Below are 24,194 nucleotides of genomic sequence, written 5' to 3'. Positions count from 1 at the left end.
TTGCTATTTCCATAGTTCTGTGACTTCCTTTTTTACAAGGGCCAAAGCTGCGTTGGATGGAGACTCTTTCTCCATGGTCTCATTAAGAATATCTTCTCGAAGTTTATGGGGCGAATCAGTTTCACTCATTCCAGCGGAGCGTATAATCTGTATTGTTGCGTTTTTTGCTGTTTTGATTATATTCCAGCAAGAATCTGACATGTAAATTTGTTGGGATAAATTATGTTCAAATTCAGTTTCAATTTGTTTTATTAGCAGATTTTCGTAATCACTTTTACTTTTACCTGTTGGTGCAACACGCACCACAAGATTGTTCAGTGCCATACGTTCTAAAAAGAGCGCCATACGCTCATATGCTTGCAAACGAATTGGTAAAGTCTCCTTTTGAGAGTCTTTGTGCAACAAAAATCTCCTGCGTCCGTCTTCATTTTTGGTATGTAATCTAAAAAAATAGAAAGCAACCATACCGGTTACAACTGCTGGAAGTAAATAAGCAAATAACTGAAGGGTTTGATCTCCACTCATAAGGTAGTTTGGTTTTTATTGATTTTACACTACCAAGAACGTATCAAAAGCACAAAAAGTATTTACGATGAAAGGTTATTGGACCACGTTGGCAGTTTCTTTGGCTTTGGCATAAAAACCCTTGTAATCCGGTTGCAATTTAATATTGATACCTTCTTTAAAATTACCATCCTTGGCAGAAACTGCGATACTTTCAGCAGGAACTTCCAAACTAGCAATCAGTTCTGTAGCAATAGCCGCCACTTGATTGTAGGTGGAACCAAACTCTCCGGTAATGTTCAAACCTTCCACTTCGGCCTTAAAATCAGGGTTGGTTTTGATTACATTGGCTACCCCGGTCAACCACGTTTTTCCTTCTTCGGTCAACTCAGCTGAAGTATCCGAACCAAAAAGTGCATTTAAACTATTGCTGATAACAACAATACCTCCCTCAACACCAACTTTGGCATTTTCACCCAAGGTTTGTTTAATTCGAGTCAAAGAAACAATGGCGGTGGAATCGTTCGCAGAAATCATATCATTGATACCGCTCAATTGTCTTTCCTTCCTTGCCAAGGCATCCATGGCACGGTCTACGTTGTCAGAGTTCTTTTTGGATAGTTCCGAGAAGTTGCTCAAGTTGCCTAAAAGGGTGGCATTCGCATCACGTAAGGTTACATTTTCCGATTTTAAAGCTTCTGCCTCTGCACTGCTAGAAGATATTTCTCGTTTTGCCTTGGCCAATTCCTGTTCAACTTCAGAAACTCGCGTTTTTAATACGTCAATTTCAGCAAAAAGTTCACTTTTCTTTTGAGAAAAAGCACTTGTAGCTACAATTAGCATTAGAATAAGGGGTAATATTTTTTTCATAAGTAGTATATAATTTTGGGTGTAAGTTATAATGTTTTTAATTAAGTTCCTTTTTGCCTCCTAGATGTTCACATTGATACAGATCTTGCATAGAGGTAAATGGTACTTTATCTTTTTGGTATTTGTAAATCTTTCTAATGTCGCTGCTAAGATAATCATCATCCACATTTACCTGTATATCTTCCATATGAAATTGACAAGGATGTTCGTATCCTGCAGCGTGGGTTATTTCTAAAAATTCTTTTTTAAATGTGTTAAAATATTGTGCCAACCTATCGGATTTCAAGGGTACATTTATACCGCTCTGTCGCCATTTACTCTGGGTGGCAACACCGGCAGGGCACCTATTGGTGTGGCATACTTGAGCTTGTATGCACCCAATGCTCATCATGGCCTCTCTCGCCACATTAATACAATCCGCCCCCATGGCAAAGGCCATGGCCGCTTTACCGGGAAATCCTAATTTGCCGCTGCCTATAAATACGATTCTTTCGGTAAGGCCATGGTCCAAAAATATTTTGTACACAGAGGTAAACCCGTAGCTCCAAGGTAGGGAAACGTGGTCCGCAAAACTTGGGGGTGCCGCTCCTGTTCCACCTTCTCCACCATCAATGGTTATAAAATCGGGACCTTTACCAGTTTTTTTCATTAAATCCGCGAGTTCCTGCCATTGGTCCACCTTTCCAACGGCACCTTTAATACCCACTGGAAGCCCTGTTTCCTCTGCAATGGACTCTATGAGGTCCATAAGTTCGGGAATTGTTGAAAAGGCTTTGTGAGTAGGGGGGGATATAACATCTACTCCAACCTCAACACCTCTTATTTCAGCTAGTTCTGGCGTAATTTTTGAACCAGGAAGCACCCCTCCTTTACCTGGTTTCGCTCCTTGCGAGAGTTTTATTTCAATTGCTTTGATACATGGGTTTTCATCTACCAATACTTTTAATTTATCCATGGAGAACCCTCCATCTTTAGATCGAACACCGAAATAGCCCGTTCCAAAATGAAAAATAACATCACCGCCTTGTTTGTGATAGGGTGAAAGTCCACCTTCGCCTGTGTTATGATAGGCCCCACATTTTTCAACGCCTGCGTTCAGAGATTCAATGGCGGCAGCGGACAAAGAACCAAAGCTCATGGCAGAAACATTGATTATGGAAGCTGGACGATACGGTTTCTTACGTTGGTTGTATGCACCCATAACCTTGGCGCAAGGTAAAAAGTAAGGGTGTTTGGTATTGGTATGATCCTTAGGTGATTGAAACCCGATCATCGCATTCTTAATAAAAATATGCTGGTGTTTGTAGATGTCCCTATCTGTTCCAAAACCTTCGTAGTTGTTCTCTTTTTTAGCGGATGCATAGATCCAACTACGCTCTATTCGATTAAAGGGAAGTTCTTCTCGGTTGTTGGCTACAAAATACTGGCGCATTTCGGGCCCTATGCTCTCCAACCAGTAACGTAAGTGGCCTACTACGGGATAGTTATGGCTAATAGTATGAGCTTTTTGAAAAAAGATATCACGTATGGCTACCAAGAGGATAAAAAATAATATCCAAACCCACCAAGGGATGTTGGCCAAAAAATCAAGGAATGCTTCCATTTGCGCAATTTGAAGTAGTAGCTACAAATATCAAGCCCCAACATTCAAATTCCAAATGCTGGAGATAATATTGGGGCTCATAGTTATTTTAGATCTTACTTGCTTCTGTCCAAATAGTCCAGTGCAATTTCTGTCATGGCTTTTACACCTAGGTTTAAACCACTGTCATCAATTTTGAAATCGGGTGTGTGATGAGGGAAATGCTCATCAGGCCCTGCATTTGGGTCTTTTCCACCTAAAATGTAAAAGAAGCCAGGTATTTTTTCTTGATAAAATGAAAAATCTTCGGCTCCGGTTATAGCTTTAATCAAATGTACATTTTCAGCTCCCGCCACTTCTTGAAGACTTGGTAAGGATGTTGCGGTCAAATCTGGATCGTTGTAGGTAATTGGAAGTCCTTTGGCAATTTCCACAGTAGCTTCCGCACGGTATGCTTTTGCAATGGTTTCTGCCATTTCTTTCATCCTGGCATTTACTTGCTTTTGCATGTCGTAGTCCAGGGTTCTAATGGTACCTATGAGTTCAGCACTTTCCGGAATGATATTGTTCCGCACCCCTCCACTGATTTTTCCAACAGTGATCACTGCTGCTTCTTTGGTCAGTTCCAATTCACGGCTGATGATGGATTGGTAACCATCCACAATTTTGGAAGCTACAAAGATAGGATCAACCCCTCCCCATGGCTGCGAACCATGTGATTGTTTTCCTTTAATCTTGACCACAAATCGCTGGGCGGCAGCCAACGCGCCACCTGGCTTGTAAGCAATATGTCCTACAGGCAGGTAAGAACCGATATGCAGTCCATAAATTGCATCTACTTTAGGGTTTTCAAGAACGCCTTCCTTTACCATAAGTTCCGCACCACCTTCTTCTCCGGGAGGTGCTCCTTCTTCGGCAGGTTGGAATATAAATTTGATGGTTCCATGGATTTTATCCTTATTCTTAGCCAAAACCTCTGCGGTCCCCATCATTATGGCTATATGGGTGTCGTGCCCACAAGCGTGCATTACACCAACTTCTTGTCCTAAATATTCGGATGTAACCTCCGATTTAAATGGAAGGTCGTTCCTTTCGGTAACAGGCAATGCATCAATATCGGCTCTAAGGGCAACAACTTTTCCGGGATGGTTTCCCTTTAAAAGGCCAACCACACCTGTATGTGCAACACCGGTTTGCACCTCAATCCCAAGAGACTTTAAATGGGTCGCTATTTTTTCGGCAGTCTTAAACTCCCTGTTGCTGAGTTCAGGGTTTTGGTGCATATCACGACGCCATTCAATCACCTTTGATTCGACTGCTGCAATGTCCTTTTCCAGCCCACGGTCTTGGGCATGCATGGATAAACTTACCACGCAGAGTGCAAGTGCTAAAATGTTTTTCATAAGCAATTTGATTTATAATTTCATTAGACGATACCCTTGGCCTTGCAATTGAATACTTGCCGTCATCGCGGATAGGGCAATTTTAACACCGGGAACCAAATCTTCTTTGGGCAAATCCCTGGATTTAGATGATTGCCCACACAGTATAACCTCTACTCCGGCACTTATCAATTTCTCTACAAGTTCACGATTGGGATTTTTCACCTGATATCTGCTTTGATAGACCTGATCAGTAAGCAGGTTTCTGGAAGATGAACCATGGACAATCAGTGCTACTTTTATTTGGGACAAAGGTATCCCACTTTGCGCATGCATATTTAAAAAGCGGGCAACGGTATCAAAATTTATATTGATTTCGGTATCGGACTCAGGCCCGTCCTTTACATCAAAGGCTACTTTAAACTCTTGTGAAGTGTTGGTTTTGAAATCAGGGTTTTCTATGGCCCAAACTTGACCGTACCCTTCTATTACCGGACCGGACTTTTTATCTTGTGCAAACCCAGCAAAACCAATAATAATTAATACGAACAAAGAAAAGTGTTTAAGATTCATCATTTTTTTTAGTTAAGGGTTTAAATATATTTAAAATTCAAGCCAAATCCGAGAACAGTGTTTATAAATATTTAAAGCTTCATTTTAGCAAAAGTTCTATATTGGCTAATTTCACACTTACTTTTAAAAGCTACTGGCCCTTGAGTAATTTTATAGATGATTTGAATGATGCGCAGCGCGCTCCCGTACTGCACAAGGATGGACCTCTGATGGTAATTGCTGGGGCAGGTTCGGGTAAAACTCGGGTGCTAACGTATAGAATAGCCCACTTGATGGAACAGGGAGTGGATTCCTTCAATATTTTGGCATTGACTTTCACCAATAAGGCAGCACGTGAGATGAAGAAACGTATTGCCACAATCGTAGGTAGTTCCGAGACCAAGAACCTTTGGATGGGAACGTTCCACTCCGTTTTTGCCAAATTGTTGCGTTTTGATGGTGATAAACTGGGATTCCCGAGCAATTTCACCATTTATGATACGCAAGACTCTCAACGTTTGATCGCTGCAATCATCAAGGAGATGGGATTGGACAAGGATATCTACAAATACAAACAGGTACAGAACCGGATTTCATCTTATAAAAATAGTTTGATCACCGTTAAGGCATATTTTCAGAATCCAGAGTTGATGGAGGCCGATGCCATGGCAAAGCGTCCAAGACTGGGGGAGATTTATCAAAATTACGTGGATAGATGTTTTAAGGCTGGTGCCATGGATTTTGATGACCTTTTGTTGCGGACCAATGAGCTATTGACCCGTTTCCCTGAAGTGTTGATGAAATATCAAGACCGTTTTCGTTATATATTGGTTGATGAGTACCAAGATACGAACCATTCACAGTACCTTATTGTAAAAGCACTTTCTGATAGATATCAGAATATTTGTGTGGTAGGGGATGATGCACAGAGTATTTATTCCTTCCGAGGTGCTAACATCAGTAATATCTTGAATTTTCAAAAGGATTATGACAATGTGGGCATGTATCGGTTGGAGCAAAACTACCGTTCCACCAAAAATATTGTCAACGCTGCCAATTCCATTATAGCAAACAATAAAAATCAGTTAGAGAAAAATGTTTGGACTTCCAATGATGATGGTGGGCTCATAAAAATCCATCGCAGTGTTACAGATGCGGAAGAGGGTAGGTATGTTGCAGGTTCCATATTTGAGAATAAAATGCAGAACCAAATGCAAAACGGGGATTTTGCCGTATTGTACAGGACCAATTCACAGTCAAGGGCCATTGAAGATGCGCTGCGTAAACGCGATATTCCCTATCGTATTTATGGAGGTTTGTCTTTCTACCAAAGAAAAGAAATCAAAGATGTTCTAGCGTATTTACGGCTAATCATCAATCCGAAGGATGAGGAGGCTCTTAAACGTGTCATCAATTTTCCGACCAGGGGCATTGGTCAAACCACCATAGATAAGCTTGTAGTGGCAGCAAATCATTATAATCGTTCGATTTATGAGGTAGTAGAACATTTGGATAAGCTCAATTTGAACATTAACGCAGGAACGAAGCGTAAGTTGACCGATTTTGTGACTATGATCAAGAGCTTTCAGATAATGAATGAAGGTTCGGATGCTTTTATCTTGGCAGAACATGTAGCCAAGAAAACAGGCCTGCTTTTGGAGTTTAAAAAGGACGGTACTCCAGAAGGAATAGCCAAGATGGAGAATATCGAAGAGCTATTGAACGGTATCAAAGATTTTGTGGAAGGGCAAAAAGAAATTGCCGATGCTACGGGAAGCCTCACCGAGTTTTTGGAAGATGTGGCCCTGGCCACCGATATGGACAAAGATATCGATGATGATGACAGGGTAGCCCTTATGACTATTCACTTGGCCAAAGGGTTAGAGTTTCCTTATGTATATATTGTTGGAATGGAAGAGGATTTGTTTCCATCTGCCATGAGCATGAATACCCGAAGCGAACTGGAGGAAGAACGAAGATTGTTCTATGTGGCCTTGACACGAGCAGAAAAACAAGCCTTTCTCACCTATACCCAAAACAGATACCGATGGGGCAAGCTCATCGATGCCGAACCTAGTCGGTTTTTGGAGGAAATAGAGGAACAATACGTGGAGAACTTAACACCCCTAAATGATGGGTATCGGTATAAATCCACAATCAACAAGGACATTTTTGGGGAGGTTGATAAAAGTAAATTGAGGCAAATAAAACCCAAAAATGGCACCCCTCCAAGTGTTAAAAAGCCTAATGAAAACCAGTTGCGGAAATTAAGAAAATTGAAACCGGAAATTTCTTCACCAACTAAAACTATGGACATTGACCCTGCACTGGTCACTGGGGCACGTGTGAACCACACTCGATTTGGAAGAGGAAAAATACTCAACATTGAAGGCGTTGGAAATGATAGAAAAGCAGAAATTCACTTTGATCAAGGGGGGATTAAAAAATTACTTCTTCGTTTTGCCAAACTTGAGGTTTTAGACAATGGTTAAAACATTTATAGGCTTTTTTTTAATATAGGTGCCACTGGTTTAGCGATTTCCTATTTAATTTTAAGAAATAGGTTCGAGTGGTTAAAATTGTTTAAATTCAAGGCTGTTAGCCATAATATTTAGACCAAACCAACTAACCTCGCCTTATGAAAAAATTATTTCTCAAACCTGTATTTCTTGCTGTTGCTATCCTTATAATAGTGCTTTTTGGAGTAGCTGGTTATCACTATGCCTTAGGGTACCCTGCATGGGTAACTATGCTTACAGGTATAGGTTTAGGTATTGTATTGCTTGTAATATTAAAAGTATTGCTTACTTGGATGGGACCACTGGCACAAAAAGTGCCCTTGTCACTAATCACAACAGTTTTAAGTGGTTTTTTGGTATTGTACATCATGCGCATGTTCGCCTTTCGTTGGCCATCGGTTCTGTTTTATGGTCTTGCTTTGTTTGGCTTTGCCTGTTTGGTATTATTCACCTTGGGTGTTTGGCAAATCATCAAAACGAAAAATGTAAAAGTAGGAGGCACGCTCGTAGTTTTGAGCTTAGTGCTTGTGGCCGTAGGGTTTTATGGATTCAATTCCTTGGATGGAGACCCTTATATAGATACAGCAACAAACAGTAAAGCGGTAGATATTATCTCTTTGAGTGAAATGGGTGTTGAGGATCCATCAATAAAAGGAAATTTTGATGTGGAAGTTTTTACCTATGGAAGCGGTACAGATCAAAAAAGATCAGAATTTGCAGAGGGGATTAAAATAAAAACACCAACAGTAGATGCCACTTTATTACTTCCCGAATGGAAAGGGAAAAAGAAGAAGTGGCGCGAAAAATTTTGGGGATTTGGAGTGGATAGTTTTCCATTGAACGCAAGGGTTTATATGCCTATAGGTGAGGGGCCATTTCCTATGGTGATGATGGTGCACGGAAACCACAGCATGATTGATTATTCGGATGGCGGTTATGCTTACCTTGGTGAACTCTTGGCCAGTAGAGGAGTAATAGGGGTGTCTGTGGATGAAAACTTTATCAATGGACATTGGTCCGGTGATTTTCGTGGGAAGGAAATGCCAACTAGGGGATGGATGTTACTTAAACATTTGGAACTGTGGGAGAAGTGGAACCATGGAGAGCGTGCCGAGCTTAAGGGTAAGGTGGATATGGACAATATTGTTCTTGTTGGACATTCCAGAGGAGGGGAGGCCGTATCCATTGCAGCAGCTTTTAATACATTGGATAGATTTCCTGACAACGGCAACCAAAAGTTTGATTTCAATTATGGAATAAAAGGAGTTATTACGATTGCTCCCACCGACTATCGCTACAATAGAGAGATCAGTTTAAAGAACATTAATTATTTGACTATTCAAGGCGCATATGATTCCGATGAGACTAGTTTCTGGGGAATGCGTCCTTATCATAGACTTAATTTTTCTGATGATTTTAATGGATTTAAGGCGGGGCTCTATATGAACCATGCAAACCATGGCCAGTTCAATTCTTCTTGGGGAAGGTCAGACTTTGGAGCTCCAATGAAATGGTTGCTCAATCTTGAGCCTTTGGTCAGTGGTGAAGAACAGCGCCAAGTGGCCAAAGTCTATGTTAGTGGTTTTGCAGAGGCAGTGCTTAAAGGGAATAAGAATTACCTGCCGATGTTTAAAAATGTGGATTTGGTTAATGATTGGTTGCCCAAAGAAGATTATTTGAGTCAGTATGCGGATACGTACAAAAATATATTGGTGAATTTTGAAGATGATATGGATGTAACCAGTGCATCCGGAGGTATCAATCTGATGGCCGAAAACTTAAAAGTCTGGCGCGAGATGGAATTGGAATCTAGAGATGGAGATAGCCAACAGAACAATGCTTTAGTACTTGGTTGGAACCATAAAACAAACGTCGATAACGATTCCATTCCAGTTTATAGCATTGTACTACCAACTATTTCGGATTTTAGTTCAGTGGATTCCCTGGCATTTTCCATAGCAATGGGAGATATTTCCGAGTTAAAAAACAGGAATCAAGAAGATGAAAAAGCTGAAACACAAAAAACAGGGTTTAATTTTAGTATAGTTCTTAAAGATAGTTTGGATAATATGGCTTCAGTTGAGTTGTCTGAAGAAAATAGGCTTCCGGGTAAAATAAAAACCAAGTTCACTAAGTTTGATTTTTTGGATAAGGATATGATTGGTAAAGAAACCGAGACCCAACTCAAGAGTTGTTATGTTCCGATATCTTCTTTTGTAAAGAAAAATAATAGTCTGAAACTGGATAAACTAAAAAGTATTCATTTGGTATTTGATAAGGACTCTCTTGGAGTTATTGTATTGGATGATATTGGGTTTTATGAAAAAGCCGATAGATTAGGAAAATAGTCATTTCTTGAATCTATTTACTGTAGTGAGATTCTTGACTCTACCAAATCGCCATTGGTTATTGTGTATGTTTTTAGTATAGAATCCGATGCTTTTATAGATGAACTTCCTTTTAGCAGATATATGGTTTTGTGCTTGTTAAGATTCATACTAGTTATCTTATAGTAAGCCATTGGCTCTCCGTACAACGATGAAGCGACAATTCGTCCGTCAGTCTTATAAAGTGCTATATTTTTAATATGAATTCCCAGACAATCCATTTTGGAATGCCAAGAGAAAACACCAAAGTTTCCATCGTTGGAAACAGAGAAGTTCATTTTATGATTGTTCTGGTCGAAACTGTTTACTAGATCATCAAACGCTGTAACCGACCTTACGTTTTCAATCATTCTTCTCATTTTCTCGTTTATTGTAACGATTTCATCCAAGTCTTCACAATCCGGAGCATTCATTTGATGTAATTGAACCATCAACTGGTCCAATTTTGCGAGAGTTTCCTTCATATCAATTTTTTTCATCTTGGAATTACGATTACTAATTTGACAGCGTACTACAAGCATTAGCACTGCGATGTATATAAAAAGAATGTTTATTGATACTTTCATAGCACACTTTTTCTTAAAAATGAATGATTTATTTCAATAATTATGGTCAAAATCAACCAAACACCCATATGGATTGATGAATGGGGTATTTGCCTTAACGGGCTTTGAAACATGGGAGCGCTTTAACCTATTTGGTGGATGGCTGTATCTATCTGATTAGAGGCAATAAGTAGTATCTTTGTTGTAGGTCTTTAATGTATTTGACTTAATTTTTTATTGATGGCGGAGCTGATAAAACTTTATGAAGAAAATCCAAATCCTAAACAAGTTGAGAAAGTTGTCAACGTGCTTAGGAAAGGAGGGCTTGTAATCTACCCTACAGATACAGTGTATGGTCTTGGTTGTGATATTACCAATTCAAAGGCATTGCAACGTATTGCAAGAATAAAGGGAGTAAAATTGGAAAAAGCGAACTGGTCCTTTATATGTGCGGATTTAAGCAACTTATCCGATTATGTTCGACAGATTGACAGTTCTACCTTTAAGATTTTAAAACGAACCCTTCCGGGGCCTTATACATTTATCCTTCCGGGTAACAATAATCTTCCAAAAGATTTTAAGAGAAAGAAAACAGTGGGTATTCGTGTGCCGGACAATGCCATTGCTAGGGCACTGGTGTCCGAGTTGGGACATCCTATTGTTTCTACTTCGATTAGGGACGACGATGATGTTTTGGAATACACTACCGACCCAGAGCTTATTTTTGAGAAATGGCAAAACCTTGTAGATGTTGTAATCGATGGTGGTTATGGAGATAATGTAGCTTCTACGGTTATAGATCTTTCTGGTGATGAACCCGAAGTCATTCGAGAGGGGAAAGGAAGTTTGGAAATTTATTAAATAAAAAAAGCGGCCAATTGGCCGCTTTTTCATTTATTGGTAAAAATTTTCTTAGTTACCAGTTCCACCGATAGCAGGATCTTTCATTCCTTCTTCTATCATATTATAGAATTGGTCAATTTTTGGAAGTACAACGATACGTGTTCTTCTATTTTTAGCTCTGTTTGCAGATGTATTGTTGTCTACAAGTGGAATATAGTGACTACGTCCAGCAGCTGTCATTCTAGCTGGGCTTACACCAAAGTCATTTTGTAGAATCCTAACCACAGAAGTTGCTCTTTTCACACTCAAGTCCCAGTTGTCTGCAAGTTCTGAAGTTTTAATTGGCACATTATCAGTGTGTCCTTCTACCATAAACTCAAAGTCAGGCTTGTTGTTCACCACTTTGGCCACTTTACCAAGTACTTCTTTAGCAGCATTGGTTACGTTGTAGCTTCCGCTTCTAAATAACAATTTGTCGGAAATGGATACAAATACCACACCTTTCTCAACACTTATTTCGATGTCTTCATCATCCAAGTTGCCCAATACACCTTTTAAGCTCTGTACCAATGCAAGGTTTACAGAATCTCTACGTGTAACGGCGTTTTGAAGCTTTCTGATAGTAAGATCTTTTTCTTGAAGGCTCTCAAGGGATTTCTCAAGGTTTTCAGCACCTTTGGTGGTAAGCGTTGTTAAATTGCCCATATTGTTGATGAGCTCTTGGTTGTTCGCTTTTAAAAATGCGTTTTGATCTTCAAGTGTTTTTAACCTAGAATCCGCTGTTGCTTTTTCTTCCAAGCAGCCGTTTAGTTTAACGGTTGCAGAATTCAAGAGGTCTTGGGTTTCTTTGTGTTGGGCTTCCAGTTCAGAATATTTCTTTTGCGACACGCAGGAAGATAAAAGGATCGTCATCGCTAGTGTTCCTAGAAAAACTTTTTTCATAGTTCAGAGTATAATTTAAGGATTGTTAGATTATCAAATATTAAATAACTACACCAAAATTAGCTAAAAAGCAAGGCTTCCATATTTCGGCTTCGTTAATCTTTTACTAAAATGTTAAAATTCTTTATTTGATGTACGAAATAAGACCACACTATGGATGTTGTAATGTAGTATTTTAATAAAAAATTTGCTTTTTCCCGTTTTCTGTACATTTTTATAAAGTTAACATAAAAACTGAAATGAGCTCTAAATATAGAGAAACAGTGATCGAATTTTAATTGGAATACAAATCGTATTGCAGCAATGGCATCCAGAATCAATCGAACGAAAATGATGGGGAAAGCTTTTTTTCCCGGTAAATTCTTGGTGATGGAGTAAAGTGAGTTCCTAAAATTGAGAAAAGTTTTCTTGGGATTCATATTGGACAATGTACTTCCTCCTAAATGATAAACCTTACTTTGACCAACATAATAAACTTTGTACCCAGCATTTTTTGCTCTCCAGCATAAATCAATTTCTTCTTGGTGGGCAAAGTAGTCCTCATCAAAGCCTTCAAGAGATCTAAAAACATCACTTTTTATAAACATACAGGCACCAGTGGCCCAAAAAACTTCTTTGACATCATCATATTGGCCTTCGTCCTTTTCAATGGTCTGGAAAATCCTCCCTCTACAAAAAGGGTACCCAAACATGTCAAGGTATCCCCCGGCAGCACCGGCATATTCAAAATGGTCCTTTTGGTTTAGGTCAAGTATTTTGGGTTGGATGATTGAAACATGGGGAAGGGTTTCAAAAGTTTCTTTTATGGGTTCTAACCAATTGGGAGCAACTTCTACATCAGAATTCAAGAGGCAGAATACGTCGGCATCAATATGTTTCAGACCATCGTTATAGCCTTTGGCAAAACCTCCGTTTAAACTATTTTGTACAATGCCAATGTTGGGATAATTTTGTTTTACAAATGATACCGAACCATCTGTACTCGCGTTGTCGACAACAAATACTTCAGCTCCTTTGGAATACTTGGTAACTGAGGGTAGAAACCTTTCCAGTAAGGTTTCTCCATTCCAATTGAGTATGACTACGGCGATTTTCAAAACGGTGGCAAATTAACGGCTAAAATCAGGAATATCCTCCAAAAACCTGTATTTTTCATTTTTAAAGTCCATCTCACAATGGTAATGTTCCAAGCCATTGGTCACCATTAGGTACTCTGCTTTTAGTTGATAGTTGTACCGTGCTATCTGGTCAAAAACGGATTGTGTTATTCCAACTTCCGGTGCTTTACATTCTATTAATAGGTAAATTGTGCCATCCGGATTGAACACAACCACATCATATCGCTTCTTTAGTTTATTTACCGTAAGTTGTTTTTCTACATTGATGAGGCTTTTTGGGTAGTTTTTTGTAGATACCAAATAGCGTAGTACATGTTGGCGTACCCACTCTTCTGGTTGCAGTACTACAAATTTTTTCCGTATTCCATCAAAAATGTACTGTCTATTTTGGCTATTTTTGATTCGAAATGAATATGGTGGAAAGTTCAAATCTTGCATTGGACAAAACTGGTGAAATATTTTGAATGGACAAAGTAAAAGCGATTGTCGCGGAAATAAACAAAGGTAATCCGAAACCGATCTATTTTTTGATGGGGGAGGAGCCTTATTATATTGATCGTATTTCTCAATACATCGCGGACAATGTGCTTAGCGAAGATGAAAAGGGTTTTAATCAAATGGTGCTTTATGGAAAAGAGACCAGTGTTGATGAAGTGGTTGCGAATGCCAAGCGGTTTCCCATGATAGCCGAACATCAGGTCGTTATTGTAAAAGAGGCGCAGCATCTATCCAGAACCATAGAAAATCTAGCTTCCTATGCGGAGAATCCACAACCGACCACTATTTTGGTACTTTGTTACAAGTATAAAAAGTTGGACAAACGTAAAAAACTCTATAAGACCATTAAAAAAAATGGAGAGCTTTTTGAAAGTAAAAAACTTTACGAAAATCAGGTGGCCGATTGGATCAGACGAACATTGGCGAATAAAAAATATAAGATGTCGCCCAAGTCTTGTGTGATGCTTGTAGAGTATTTAGGAACGGATTTGAGTAAAATCAATAACGAACTTGATAAGTTGACCTTAGTTGTACCGCCGGCCACGGAGATTACTCCTGACCTAATAGAGGAGCATATTGGTATTAGCAAAGACTTCAATAATTTTGAATTGAAAAAGGCAATTGGAGAGCGCAATGTAAAAAAGGCCTCACGGATCATTGATTATTTTGCACAAAACCCAAAAGACAATCCTTTTGTAGTAACCGTTACCCTATTAAACACGTTTTTTACACAACTATTGCAATATCATGGACTCAACGACCACTCACCCAGTAATGTAGCGAAAGTCTTGGGTGTAAATCCTTACTTTGTAAACGAGTACGTGGTTGCGGCAAAAAATTACCCCATGAAACGAGTTAGCGGTATTATTTCCAGTCTTAGAACCTTGGATTTAAAAGGCAAAGGAGTCGGTGCCAGCAATATGGCTCAAGCTGATTTGCTAAAAGAGCTTCTCTACAAAATTATTTGATTGATTGTTTATCTTTTGTCAATACTGTATTTACCAGGGCCCAACAGTATTATTGTAATGAAAATCACTAAAAACAGCAAAGCCTTTTCTTTTACACTAAAAGGGTCGGCAGAGTGAATCATAAACGCAGCTACGAACATGGTTATGGCCGTTGGTATGGCCGCCCATCTTGTTTTAAACCCAATAATAATAAGAAGGGGACAGATAAATTCGCCTACAACCGCCAAGAAAAGTGACGGTGCCTGTCCAATACCAAATGGGTTGGCAAATTCTGTGTTTCCGCTGATAAGTTTCATGAGTTTTGGGTAACCATGGGTAAGCATAAATACCGAGGGCGCAATTCTTAATAATGCAAGCCCTACGTGTACCAAAGTGTTGTTTTTCATGTGGGGAAATTTAGTCCTCGTGAAAATATAAATTATGTTTTAAAAACGAAACAATAATTAACGAAAAATATTTCATGAATAAAAACATCTATATTCATTACCTAAGCATTGGATAGGATTTAGGATCGGTTTCGTGCATAATTTGATAGACTTTCTCGAATATATCTTCCGCATTAGGCTTGGAGAAGTAATCGCCGTCTGATGCATATGCTGGACGATGTGCCTTAGCGCATAAAGTCTGAGGAGCGCTATCCAAGTATCGATAACCTCCTTGTTTTTCAACAACTTCCTGCATCAAATACGCCGAGCAGCCACCTGGAACATCTTCATCGATTACCAAGAACCTATTGGTTTTTTTCAAACTTTTTACCACGTCGTGTTCCAAATCAAAAGGAAGCAGGGATTGGGCATCGATTACTTCGACATCTATACCCACCTCTAAAAGGTCTTGGGCTACTTTCTCTACAATTCTAAGAGTGGAACCGTACGATAACAAAGTGATATCCGTTCCTTCCTTGAGTGTTTCTACCTTTCCAATGGGTGTACAGAATTCACCCAAATTAGAAGGTTTTTGTTCTTTTAACCGATATCCGTTAAGGCTTTCAATGATTAAGGCCGGTTCATCACTTTTCATAAGTGTATTATAAAAACCGGCAGCTTGGGTCATATTTCTGGGAGCTAGGATGTACATTCCCCTGAGCAAATGAATCAGTCCACCCATGGGTGAGCCTGAGTGCCAGATTCCTTCCAGTCTGTGGCCTCGAGTACGTACAATGAGCGGTGCTTTTTGCTTACCTACGGTGCGGTACATTAAAGTGGCCAAATCGTCGCTCAAGGTCTGTATGGCGTAAAAGATGTAGTCTAAATATTGTATTTCGGCAATGGGGCGCAAACCACGCAGAGCCATTCCAATGCCTTGACCAATTATAGTGGTTTCCCTTATTCCTGTGTCTGCTACACGAAGTTTGCCAAATTTCTTCTGAAGTCCTTCGAGCCCTTGGTTGACATCTCCAATATTTCCAGTATCCTCACCGAAAACCAAAGCCTCTGGGTACTTACTGAACAGTTTGTCAAAATTATCCCTTAAAATGACCCTACCATCTACTTTATCGGCATTATCCGAATAGGAGGGAGGTACAGGGGCAATTTTTGTGGCTTTGTTACCTACTTCGTTGTACAAATGGGAACCATACAAGTATTCATTTGTTGTGATGAAATTGTCCACCCACTGTTGAAGTTGTTTTTTCTCGGGAGTGGATTCTCCCAATAAATAGCGTAATGCTTTCCTAGCCTTAGAAGCTAAATCCTTTTTTACGGGCTCCTCAATGGCAATCAAATCATTTTTTAGCTTGATTATGAAAGCTCTGTTAGGGCTTTGTCTCGCAGCTTTGTCAAGCAATTGCACCAACTCCTTTTTAGTTTTCAATTGAGGTTCTATAAACTCTGACCATGCTTGTTTTTTAGCTGCACGGACCTTGTGCTTTATTTCCCGTTCAACTTTTTTAAGTTCTTCTTCTGTGCTAATGCCATTTTCAAGTATCCATTCCCTAAATCGTTTATTGCAGTCATTTTCGCGCTCCCACTCCAAGCGTTCCGACGACTTATATCTTTCATGGGATCCTGATGTGGAATGGCCTTGTGGCTGTGTAAGTTCAACTACATGGATAAGTACAGGCACATGGTCTTCACGCGCAATGTCCGAAGCATTTTCAAAGGCATGGATAAGGGCGGTATAGTCCCATCCGTTTACTTTTAGAATCTCAAAGCCTTTCTTGTCCTCATCGCGTTGGAGCCCACTTAGCGCTTCTGAAATATCACCTTTGGTGGTGTGGTATTCCGAGGGTACGGAAATTCCATATTCATCGTCCCAAATACAAATTACCATAGGAACTTGCATTACCCCCGCAGCATTCAATGTTTCAAAAAAATGCCCTTCACTGGTGCTGGCGTTGCCTATTGTTCCCCATGCTACTTCGTTTCCATTTTTGGAAAAGTTGGTTTGGTCGATGCCCTCTACATTACGGTAAATTTTGGATGCTTGCGCAAGACCAAGTAATCGAGGCATTTGTCCTGCAGTACAAGAGATATCGGCACTACTGTTTTTTTGTTCTGTAAGGTTCTTCCATGTACCGTCCTCATTTAAACTATGTGTCATAAAATGACCGCCCATTTGCCTTCCGGCGCTCATTGGCTCCTTTTCTATGTCGGTAGTGGCGTAGAGTCCGTGAAAAAACGCTTTTGGACTTAAGTATCCAAGCGCCATCATAAAAGTTTGGTCACGGTAATATCCACTTCTAAAATCACCATCTTGAAAGGCTCTTGCCATAGCTAACTGTGGAAGTTCCTTACCGTCCCCAAAAATTCCAAATTTCGCTTTGCCGGAGAGTACCTCCCGTCTTCCCATCAAACTACATTCCCTACTAGTGACGGCGGTTTCATAATCCTGTAAAATCTGTGATTTAAAATCGTCAAAAGAAATATCGTTACTTGTGCTTGGGTCGGGTTTCATGTATTATTGAAGATTTGTGCGAAATTACAAAAAATCCATCAGAATTGCAACTTGAAAATACGTCGATTAAATGAATAACCCTTAAAAAAATAATGCTATAAATGATTATTCTATAATACAAATGGGTAAATTGAGCTTATTATTATCGATATGGCAATTAAAACCACTTGCGAGTAAATAGTCCGATGAGGGTTTTAGGGCTTATGGTAACTATAAACCGAATCTTTTGCCCATAGTTGTTTTGAGCAATTTCCCATCCTCTGTTGGAATATACTGGAAAGTAAAGTTCAAAATAATCTGTCACTAAATTTAATCGGATACCGGAGTCATAAACAAAATGAGTATTATCACCTTTGTTCTTTATAAAGCCAAGATCACCATAAGCCTCTATCCATCTCCAAATATTTGTGCTGGCATTGGTGGTCGCTATCCAATCATTGGCAAATGGATTTTCTAACTTGGATTTAAACCCTCCTTCTGCAATTATTACTTGTTGGCTATAGATCCCAGAACTTTCCGATCTACCTAGATAGGCAAGGTCGAACATGTAATCCGTTGGTCTATCCAGGGCAAAACTAAAAAAGTTGGATTTTGTTTTGTTACGTAAAAACTTACCAGCATAAAATCGTAGGTTCAGCTGTCGGTTACTATGGAACAATTTTCTGTATTCCCACTCGAAGGCAATCTTGGTAAATTCACTGGAATGCTGGGCATCCAAGAACCAAGATGAATAATTGAGGATACTATTGTCCACATCGGTAAATCGTGCATTGATAACACCATAATCGGGATCGGTATCCAACTCGCCCTCCAAATTTTGATCAATGTTTCTAAAAACGCTTCTATACCGTAGCAACAGGTATTGTCTACGGTTGGAAAGCAGGTCGTTGGGACGCCAACCAAAACTTACCGCAGGTGTTAGGGTGGTAAAACGAGAATTTTCTTGAAAATGAGAGGTAGATGCTGAAAATGAATAATTGGACACAAACAAACCTGTCTTTTTGTGATACTTACGGTATCTGAAGCTGGCTTTACCCACCATGGTATGCTCTAAAAACGAGTAGGTCGGTGATATATCGTACTGAAAAGGTCTCTCCAAAAAAGTTTTATTGTAAAGCCGTAATCCGGGTGTTACACCATCATATAAATTGAAGTTTACAATCGGAACATAAAATACTTGGTTATAATATGGGTCTTCCGTATCCTTAAAGAATTGAAATTTCAATTTTTTATTGCTTGAGAAAAAACCATTTAAAGTTTTCCAGTTGTCCCTTTGATTAAATTCGGGAATTTTTTGATCGTAGTTCAAAACTAATCGGTCTTCACTTTTACGTGGAATAGTAATGCTCCTGGTACTATCTATACCTGAAAACCAATAATTGGAGACTACCGAATCATTTTCGAGCCCGAAAACCGATATGGGAACATTGGTGCCCCGTTTGTTTTTTAGCACGAAAGTTATGGAATCCTCCGTTTTTTGAATTTTTTTGATTTTAAAATCTATTTTTTTATCCGTTGCCACATAGGTGTCAAAAAACCAATCAACCTCTTTGTTTGAATATTTTTCTATGGTCTTTTTAAAATCAGCGGCACTTACAAATTTCTTTTGTTTGTTATTTTGATAAAAGTCCAGGATAGTACTATCTATCTTTTTTTCACCTAAATAGGCAGATAGATATGACATTCCAAGACCGGCTTTATACGCATTGGCGATTTTTTGGTTGAACTTAATCAAGGAATCATTGGAAGTTGTTAAGGCTTGGTCTATGTTTTTTCGTGCTGAAAGCATACTAAAGAGCGAATACTGTTCATTGAATTCCATTTGGGCAAAATGGAAGTTTTTAAGCCCCCAAATTTTGGAGAGCTTTCCAGCCAATTTTTGATTAGGGTAATTTTCATCCACAAATTTTATCATTAGATAAAATCCAATGGCGTCGTTTACCCATTGTTCTTTACGTGGATTTAGATATAAAGATTCTTTCAGGTAACTGCGAATAGTCGTTTTCAAGAACTTCATTTCAAACTGAAACTGCTCTTCATACGGTCTTATAAATGATGGAAGTTGACTAATACCATACAAGGGAGACTTACTGTAATCAAATTCACTTACCAAAAGATTGCCATGCGGATACGCCCCTAGATTTTCGTGAAGAAACTGTGTTATTTTATTTATTGAGATTCCTTGGGGTATTTCTTCGTATTTATTGGATTCTATATCCGTGGTAACCATTATGTTGTCTGTAATGTGTTTGGTGAACCTATCATCGGTAGTTAGGATGATCTCGCAATTTTTTCTTTTGTTGGCAATAAGCTGTACGTTTTGTCCTCCAGGAAAGCTGGAAACACTAGAAGTGCGATAGTTTGAGGCCAAATACAAATCTTCAGGAAAAGTAAAGTTGATCCGAGTGTCTGTAACCTCGGTAAAAATGTCGTCAAGATTAATGTTATTGTACAGGTTCCAATTTCCATCAAAAACAGCGGGTGTAAAATACCAATCTTTTAAATTGTAACCTCCGTTATCCGTGTATCCATACCCAGTAAATTTAGCTGTAGGCAATTTAATGGTATAGGTAAAAAAAAGCTGTAGGGACTCCCCGGGTTTCAGAATTTCGTTGAGGGTTACAGCTATAATGTCTTTATTATTGTCCCGCTTCCAATCCAACCCGGTATAGTTATCATCCACAATGCTTCTAATGGTTGTTTTTGCACGCTCTCTATCTTTCGCCAAATGAAGACTCCTGTTGAATTCTTCCGCAAATCGTTTGGCGAGGGCTGTATTTTTATTGGAATAAGCGTGGTTCCAATCATTGAAGTATAGCGTGGAAAGCCCTTTATCCGATGGGTTGGTGTAAGTAAAGTGTTGGCGAATCCGGATTTGGTTGGTTGGTCCATCGAGTGTGGCCACTATTTCATTTTTATGTTGCCCCCATAAATTGGGGCACAACATACTAATAAGTAGCAAAATGCTTAGAAATTCACGATGGATAATCAATACGTAAAGATTAAAAGTTTGGACTAAGGGTTCTACCTTTGTAGAAAGCATCTATAATTTCGACTACTTCTTCCTCTGTGTCCACTAATTTTATGAGGTCCAAATCTTTTGGACTAATGTTTCCTTCTTCGACCAAGGTATTCTTGATCCAATCCAACAATCCTTTCCAAAATTCAGTTCCGACAAGAATTATTGGAAATTTATGAATTTTGTGTGTTTGAATCAAGGTCAGTGCCTCAAAGAACTCATCCAAGGTCCCAAACCCTCCGGGCATTACCACAAAACCTTGCGAATATTTAACAAACATTACTTTGCGAACAAAAAAGTAATCAAAATCGAGGCTCTTGTCTTCATCTATAAAAGGGTTGTCGTGTTGCTCAAAAGGAAGGTCGATGTTTAGTCCTACGGATGTGCCTCCAGCCAATTTTGCACCTTTGTTACCTGCCTCCATGATTCCTGGTCCGCCACCGGTGATTATACCGTAACCAGCTTCAGAAATCTTTTCCGCAACCTTTACCGCCAGATCGTAATAAGGGTGTCCTTCTCGAACCCTGGCCGACCCAAAAATAGAAACACAAGGCCCTATAGCACTTAATTTCTCATATCCATTGACAAACTCGCCCATAATCTTAAATATGGCCCAAGAATCATTTGTCTTGATCTCATTCCACCCTTTGGAATGTTGTTCGTCTCGCATTTGCATAGTTGTATATTCTTTTAAACTGCTCTTGCAATTTTTTGTTTAGTATTGTCCAATTCTTTCTTTAAAAACTTTGCGGTATAGCTTTTTTTGTCATTCGCCACCTGTTCGGGAGTACCTTTTGCAACAACCTTTCCGCCGCCTCTACCACCTTCGTAACCAATATCGATAATATGGTCCACCATTTTGATCACATCCATATTATGTTCGATCACCAATATTGTGTTGCCTTTGTCCACCAAACGGTCAAGTACCTCCATAAGTACTCGAATATCTTCAAAATGTAGGCCTGTGGTTGGTTCGTCGAGGATGTAAAAAGTGTTTCCAGTATCTCGCTTGGAAAGCTCTGTGGCCAACTTTACTCTTTGGGCTTCGCCCCCTGAAAGGGTAGTGGATTGTTGTCCCAATGATATATAACCCAACCCTACATCTTTTATTGTTTCAAGTTTACGATGAATTTTTGGAATATTCTCAAAGAATCCCACAGCCTCGTTAATGGTCATTTCCAATACGTCCGCAATGGATTTCCCTTTGTATCTGATTTCTAAAGTTTCTCTATTGAATCTTTTTCCATTACAAGTTTCGCATTCCACATATACATCGGGCAAAAAATTCATTTCAATGACCTTGAGTCCACCTCCTTGACAAGTTTCACATCTTCCTCCGGCCACATTAAAACTAAACCTTCCGGGTTTATAACCTCGTATGGTAGCTTCGGTGGTTTTAGAGAACAAGGATCGTATTTCGCTAAAAACCCCGGTGTACGTAGCTGGATTGGAACGAGGTGTTCGTCCAATTGGAGATTGGTTGATATCGATAACTTTATCAATATGTTCAAGCCCTTTAATTTTTTTGTAAGGCATAGGTTTTTTCACCCCGTTAAAGTAGTGAGCGTTCATAATGGGGTAGAGGGTTTCGTTGATCAGGGTGGACTTGCCACTACCAGAAACTCCCGTAACTCCGATAAGTTTGCCCAAAGGAAAATCCACGGTCACATTTTTAAGGTTGTTGCCCGTACAACCCGTAAGTGTGATTTTTTTGCCCGTACCTTTTCGTCTTTGCTCTGGAACAGGGATTTCCACTTCCCCTGTTATGTATTGGGCGGTCATCGTGTGATGCTCTATCAATTCTTTGGGGCTTCCTTCAGAAATAATTTCACCACCATGTTTACCTGCTTTGGGACCAATATCAATAACATGGTCCGCACTTTCAATCATATCCCTGTCGTGTTCCACTACAATGACCGAATTTCCAATATCGCGAAGCGCTTCCAAGGATTTGATCAACCGTTCATTATCCCGTTGGTGCAAACCGATGCTTGGCTCGTCCAAAATGTAGAGTACACCCACCAATTGCGAACCTATCTGTGTGGCAAGCCTTATACGTTGTGCTTCGCCACCCGAAAGTGATTTTGAGCTTCGGTTCAATGAAAGATAATCTAGCCCAACATCCAACAAGAAACCAACGCGTGTTTTGATCTCTTTTATGATTTCCTCGGCAATCTTTTTTTGGTTGCCTTGCAGTGTATCCTCTAAATGTTGGAAAAAACCAGCTAGTTCGGCAATATCCAAATGCGCCAGTTCGGCAATGTTCTTACCTGCTATTTTAAAATAAAGAGATTCTTTTCGGAGGCGAGAACCTTTACAATTCGGACACTTTACTTGGTCCATGTAGTCTTTGGCCCATCGTTTTATCGAAGTGGAATTGGCTTCTTCATATTGGGTTTTGATGAAGTTGGAAATACCTTCGTAATCAATTTTATATTGTCGTTTTACGCCCAAACTTTTGGAATCCACCTCAAAACTTTCCTTGCCACCGTTCAAGATAACGTCCATGGCTTCTTCTGGAATCTTTTCAATGGCATCAGTGAGGTCAAACGAATAGCGTTGGGCAATGGTTTCCAATTGCTTGAAGGCCCAGGAATTTTTGTATTCGCCCAACGGGGCAAGTCCACCCGATTTTATGGAAACCTTTTTGTTGGGGATGATTTTATCCTCGTTTACCTGAAATACATGTCCAAGTCCGCTGCATTCTGGGCACATTCCTTTGGGTGAGTTAAAAGAAAATGTATTGGGTTCAGGTGTAGGGTAGGAGATTCCTGAGGATGGGCACATAAGGTCCCGACTAAAATAACGCGGTTCCATTTCGCCTTCCTCCAAAACCATAAGCACATTATCGCCACTGTACATGGCCGTGTTGATGGTTTCGCTCAATCGTTTATGAAAATCTTCACTATCGCCAACCTTTAAACGATCTATTACAATCTCGATATCGTGGGTTTTGTAGCGATCTACCTTCATACCTTTGGTAATATCGGTAATTTCACCATCGACCCTCACCTTTACAAAACCTTGCTTCGCAATCTGCTCAAAAAGTTCGCGGTAATGTCCTTTTCTGGATTTGATGACAGGGGCAAGTACATTGATTTTTTTCTCCCGGTACGATTCAATAATCAAGTCTTTGATTTGTTCATCGCTGTAGCTTACCATTTTTTCGCCGGTATTATAACTGTAAGCATCTCCAGCGCGTGCAAAGAGCAAGCGTAAGAAGTCGTAAACTTCGGTAATTGTTCCCACAGTGGAGCGGGGCGATTTGGAGGTGGTTTTCTGTTCAATGGCGATTACCGGTGAAAGCCCGTCGATTTTATCCACATCGGGGCGTTCCAGTCCGCCTAAAAACTGTCTGGCGTAGGCAGAAAAAGTTTCGATGTACCTACGCTGGCCCTCAGCATAGATGGTATCAAATGCCAAAGAGGATTTTCCACTCCCCGAAAGCCCTGTGATTACAACAAGTTTTTCGCGTGGAATGGTAACATCTATATTTTTTAGGTTATGGACCCTTGCGCCCTTAACCTCAATATGTTCTTCGTAGTTGATCATAAATCATAGCAAACATCA

General features: G+C 39.7%; 18 protein-coding genes. 4 read left to right on the top strand and 14 right to left on the bottom strand.

What is annotated here, in order from left to right:
• Nucleotides 1-3: 3 nt before the first annotated feature.
• From MWU56_RS03410 to MWU56_RS03390, 5 genes are all read right to left on the bottom strand, one after another.
• Entirely contained in the window at nucleotides 4-525 is a 522-nt protein-coding gene (locus MWU56_RS03410) for a hypothetical protein (RefSeq protein WP_247042264.1), read from the bottom strand.
• A 75-nt stretch (nucleotides 526-600) separates the two neighbouring features.
• Nucleotides 601-1,374 (bottom strand): hypothetical protein, encoded by a 774-nt coding sequence (locus tag MWU56_RS03405; protein ID WP_247042261.1) that lies wholly within the window; start codon nucleotides 1,372-1,374, stop codon nucleotides 601-603.
• Between the two features lie 37 nt (nucleotides 1,375-1,411).
• On the bottom strand, nucleotides 1,412-2,977 hold the full coding sequence (locus MWU56_RS03400; RefSeq protein ID WP_247042259.1) for an FMN-binding glutamate synthase family protein: 1,566 nt from the start codon (nucleotides 2,975-2,977) through the stop codon (nucleotides 1,412-1,414).
• 95 nt (nucleotides 2,978-3,072) lie between these two features.
• On the bottom strand, nucleotides 3,073-4,359 hold the full coding sequence (locus MWU56_RS03395; RefSeq protein WP_247042258.1) for an amidohydrolase: 1,287 nt from the start codon (nucleotides 4,357-4,359) through the stop codon (nucleotides 3,073-3,075).
• 12 nt (nucleotides 4,360-4,371) lie between these two features.
• Nucleotides 4,372-4,914: a DsrE family protein gene (locus MWU56_RS03390; RefSeq protein ID WP_247042256.1), complete on the bottom strand. Its 543-nt coding sequence runs from the start codon at nucleotides 4,912-4,914 to the stop codon at nucleotides 4,372-4,374.
• A 137-nt stretch (nucleotides 4,915-5,051) separates the two neighbouring features.
• Between MWU56_RS03390 and MWU56_RS03385 the strand changes: the two genes are divergently transcribed.
• Both MWU56_RS03385 and MWU56_RS03380 read left to right on the top strand, forming a co-directional pair.
• Nucleotides 5,052-7,382 (top strand): ATP-dependent helicase, encoded by a 2,331-nt coding sequence (locus MWU56_RS03385; RefSeq protein WP_247042254.1) that lies wholly within the window; start codon nucleotides 5,052-5,054, stop codon nucleotides 7,380-7,382.
• A gap of 146 nt (nucleotides 7,383-7,528) precedes the next feature.
• The gene (locus MWU56_RS03380; protein WP_247042252.1) at nucleotides 7,529-9,757 is read left to right on the top strand and encodes a hypothetical protein; all 2,229 of its coding nucleotides are present in this window, start codon (nucleotides 7,529-7,531) and stop codon (nucleotides 9,755-9,757) included.
• 17 nt (nucleotides 9,758-9,774) lie between these two features.
• Here the strand turns inward: MWU56_RS03380 and MWU56_RS03375 are convergent, their stop codons facing one another.
• Nucleotides 9,775-10,260: a hypothetical protein gene (locus MWU56_RS03375; RefSeq protein WP_247042250.1), complete on the bottom strand. Its 486-nt coding sequence runs from the start codon at nucleotides 10,258-10,260 to the stop codon at nucleotides 9,775-9,777.
• A 321-nt stretch (nucleotides 10,261-10,581) separates the two neighbouring features.
• Here MWU56_RS03375 and MWU56_RS03370 point away from each other — a divergent pair, with 321 nt between their 5' ends.
• The gene (locus tag MWU56_RS03370; protein ID WP_247042248.1) at nucleotides 10,582-11,202 is read left to right on the top strand and encodes an L-threonylcarbamoyladenylate synthase; all 621 of its coding nucleotides are present in this window, start codon (nucleotides 10,582-10,584) and stop codon (nucleotides 11,200-11,202) included.
• Between the two features lie 51 nt (nucleotides 11,203-11,253).
• Here the strand turns inward: MWU56_RS03370 and MWU56_RS03365 are convergent, their stop codons facing one another.
• The 3 genes from MWU56_RS03365 to MWU56_RS03355 all read right to left on the bottom strand — a co-directional run bounded on the left by MWU56_RS03365 (nucleotide 11,254) and on the right by MWU56_RS03355 (nucleotide 13,682).
• Entirely contained in the window at nucleotides 11,254-12,126 is an 873-nt protein-coding gene (locus MWU56_RS03365; protein ID WP_247042247.1) for an OmpA family protein, read from the bottom strand.
• 95 nt (nucleotides 12,127-12,221) lie between these two features.
• Nucleotides 12,222-13,223, bottom strand: coding sequence for a glycosyltransferase family 2 protein (locus MWU56_RS03360; protein WP_247042246.1), 1,002 nt, complete (start codon nucleotides 13,221-13,223; stop codon nucleotides 12,222-12,224).
• A gap of 12 nt (nucleotides 13,224-13,235) precedes the next feature.
• Nucleotides 13,236-13,682, bottom strand: a complete 447-nt coding sequence (locus tag MWU56_RS03355) for a type I restriction enzyme HsdR N-terminal domain-containing protein (protein WP_247042245.1) — start codon at nucleotides 13,680-13,682, stop codon at nucleotides 13,236-13,238.
• 26 nt (nucleotides 13,683-13,708) lie between these two features.
• Here MWU56_RS03355 and holA point away from each other — a divergent pair, with 26 nt between their 5' ends.
• Nucleotides 13,709-14,710, top strand: coding sequence for a DNA polymerase III subunit delta (holA, locus tag MWU56_RS03350; RefSeq protein ID WP_247042244.1), 1,002 nt, complete (start codon nucleotides 13,709-13,711; stop codon nucleotides 14,708-14,710).
• 8 nt (nucleotides 14,711-14,718) lie between these two features.
• Here the strand turns inward: holA and MWU56_RS03345 are convergent, their stop codons facing one another.
• The 5 genes from MWU56_RS03345 to uvrA form a co-directional block, all read right to left on the bottom strand.
• The gene (locus MWU56_RS03345) at nucleotides 14,719-15,096 is read right to left on the bottom strand and encodes a DoxX family protein (RefSeq protein ID WP_247042242.1); all 378 of its coding nucleotides are present in this window, start codon (nucleotides 15,094-15,096) and stop codon (nucleotides 14,719-14,721) included.
• A gap of 97 nt (nucleotides 15,097-15,193) precedes the next feature.
• Complete coding sequence (locus MWU56_RS03340; RefSeq protein WP_247042240.1) at nucleotides 15,194-17,605, bottom strand: thiamine pyrophosphate-dependent enzyme; 2,412 nt, start codon at nucleotides 17,603-17,605, stop codon at nucleotides 15,194-15,196.
• 157 nt (nucleotides 17,606-17,762) lie between these two features.
• A complete protein-coding gene (locus MWU56_RS03335) occupies nucleotides 17,763-20,552 on the bottom strand; it encodes a metalloprotease (RefSeq protein ID WP_410548928.1) in 2,790 nt (929 codons plus the stop codon).
• A gap of 55 nt (nucleotides 20,553-20,607) precedes the next feature.
• On the bottom strand, nucleotides 20,608-21,294 hold the full coding sequence (locus MWU56_RS03330) for a TIGR00730 family Rossman fold protein (RefSeq protein ID WP_247043691.1): 687 nt from the start codon (nucleotides 21,292-21,294) through the stop codon (nucleotides 20,608-20,610).
• A 20-nt stretch (nucleotides 21,295-21,314) separates the two neighbouring features.
• Nucleotides 21,315-24,176: an excinuclease ABC subunit UvrA gene (uvrA, locus tag MWU56_RS03325; RefSeq protein ID WP_247042230.1), complete on the bottom strand. Its 2,862-nt coding sequence runs from the start codon at nucleotides 24,174-24,176 to the stop codon at nucleotides 21,315-21,317.
• Nucleotides 24,177-24,194 lie beyond the last annotated feature (18 nt).

It is taken from the genome of Allomuricauda sp. F6463D, assembly GCF_023015965.1.
Lineage (GTDB): Bacteria > Bacteroidota > Bacteroidia > Flavobacteriales > Flavobacteriaceae > Flagellimonas.
This window is presented reverse-complemented; position numbering and strand designations above follow the sequence as displayed.

What these genes read in the sequence shown, in the direction of transcription:
- MWU56_RS03370 (WP_247042248.1), top strand. Translation starts at nt 10,582, where the DNA reads ATGGCGGAGCTGATAAAACTTTATGAAGAAAATCCAAATCCTAAACAA.
- MWU56_RS03395 (WP_247042258.1), bottom strand. Translation starts at nt 4,359, where the DNA reads ATGAAAAACATTTTAGCACTTGCACTCTGCGTGGTAAGTTTATCCATG.
- MWU56_RS03400 (WP_247042259.1), bottom strand. Translation starts at nt 2,977, where the DNA reads ATGGAAGCATTCCTTGATTTTTTGGCCAACATCCCTTGGTGGGTTTGG.
- MWU56_RS03410 (WP_247042264.1), bottom strand. Translation starts at nt 525, where the DNA reads ATGAGTGGAGATCAAACCCTTCAGTTATTTGCTTATTTACTTCCAGCA.
- MWU56_RS03345 (WP_247042242.1), bottom strand. Translation starts at nt 15,096, where the DNA reads ATGAAAAACAACACTTTGGTACACGTAGGGCTTGCATTATTAAGAATT.
- uvrA (WP_247042230.1), bottom strand. Translation starts at nt 24,176, where the DNA reads ATGATCAACTACGAAGAACATATTGAGGTTAAGGGCGCAAGGGTCCAT.
- MWU56_RS03405 (WP_247042261.1), bottom strand. Translation starts at nt 1,374, where the DNA reads ATGAAAAAAATATTACCCCTTATTCTAATGCTAATTGTAGCTACAAGT.
- MWU56_RS03380 (WP_247042252.1), top strand. Translation starts at nt 7,529, where the DNA reads ATGAAAAAATTATTTCTCAAACCTGTATTTCTTGCTGTTGCTATCCTT.
- MWU56_RS03330 (WP_247043691.1), bottom strand. Translation starts at nt 21,294, where the DNA reads ATGCGAGACGAACAACATTCCAAAGGGTGGAATGAGATCAAGACAAAT.
- MWU56_RS03355 (WP_247042245.1), bottom strand. Translation starts at nt 13,682, where the DNA reads ATGCAAGATTTGAACTTTCCACCATATTCATTTCGAATCAAAAATAGC.
- MWU56_RS03365 (WP_247042247.1), bottom strand. Translation starts at nt 12,126, where the DNA reads ATGAAAAAAGTTTTTCTAGGAACACTAGCGATGACGATCCTTTTATCT.
- MWU56_RS03335 (WP_410548928.1), bottom strand. Translation starts at nt 20,552, where the DNA reads ATGTTGTGCCCCAATTTATGGGGGCAACATAAAAATGAAATAGTGGCC.
- MWU56_RS03390 (WP_247042256.1), bottom strand. Translation starts at nt 4,914, where the DNA reads ATGATGAATCTTAAACACTTTTCTTTGTTCGTATTAATTATTATTGGT.
- MWU56_RS03375 (WP_247042250.1), bottom strand. Translation starts at nt 10,260, where the DNA reads ATGAAGGAAACTCTCGCAAAATTGGACCAGTTGATGGTTCAATTACAT.
- MWU56_RS03340 (WP_247042240.1), bottom strand. Translation starts at nt 17,605, where the DNA reads ATGAAACCCGACCCAAGCACAAGTAACGATATTTCTTTTGACGATTTT.
- holA (WP_247042244.1), top strand. Translation starts at nt 13,709, where the DNA reads ATGGACAAAGTAAAAGCGATTGTCGCGGAAATAAACAAAGGTAATCCG.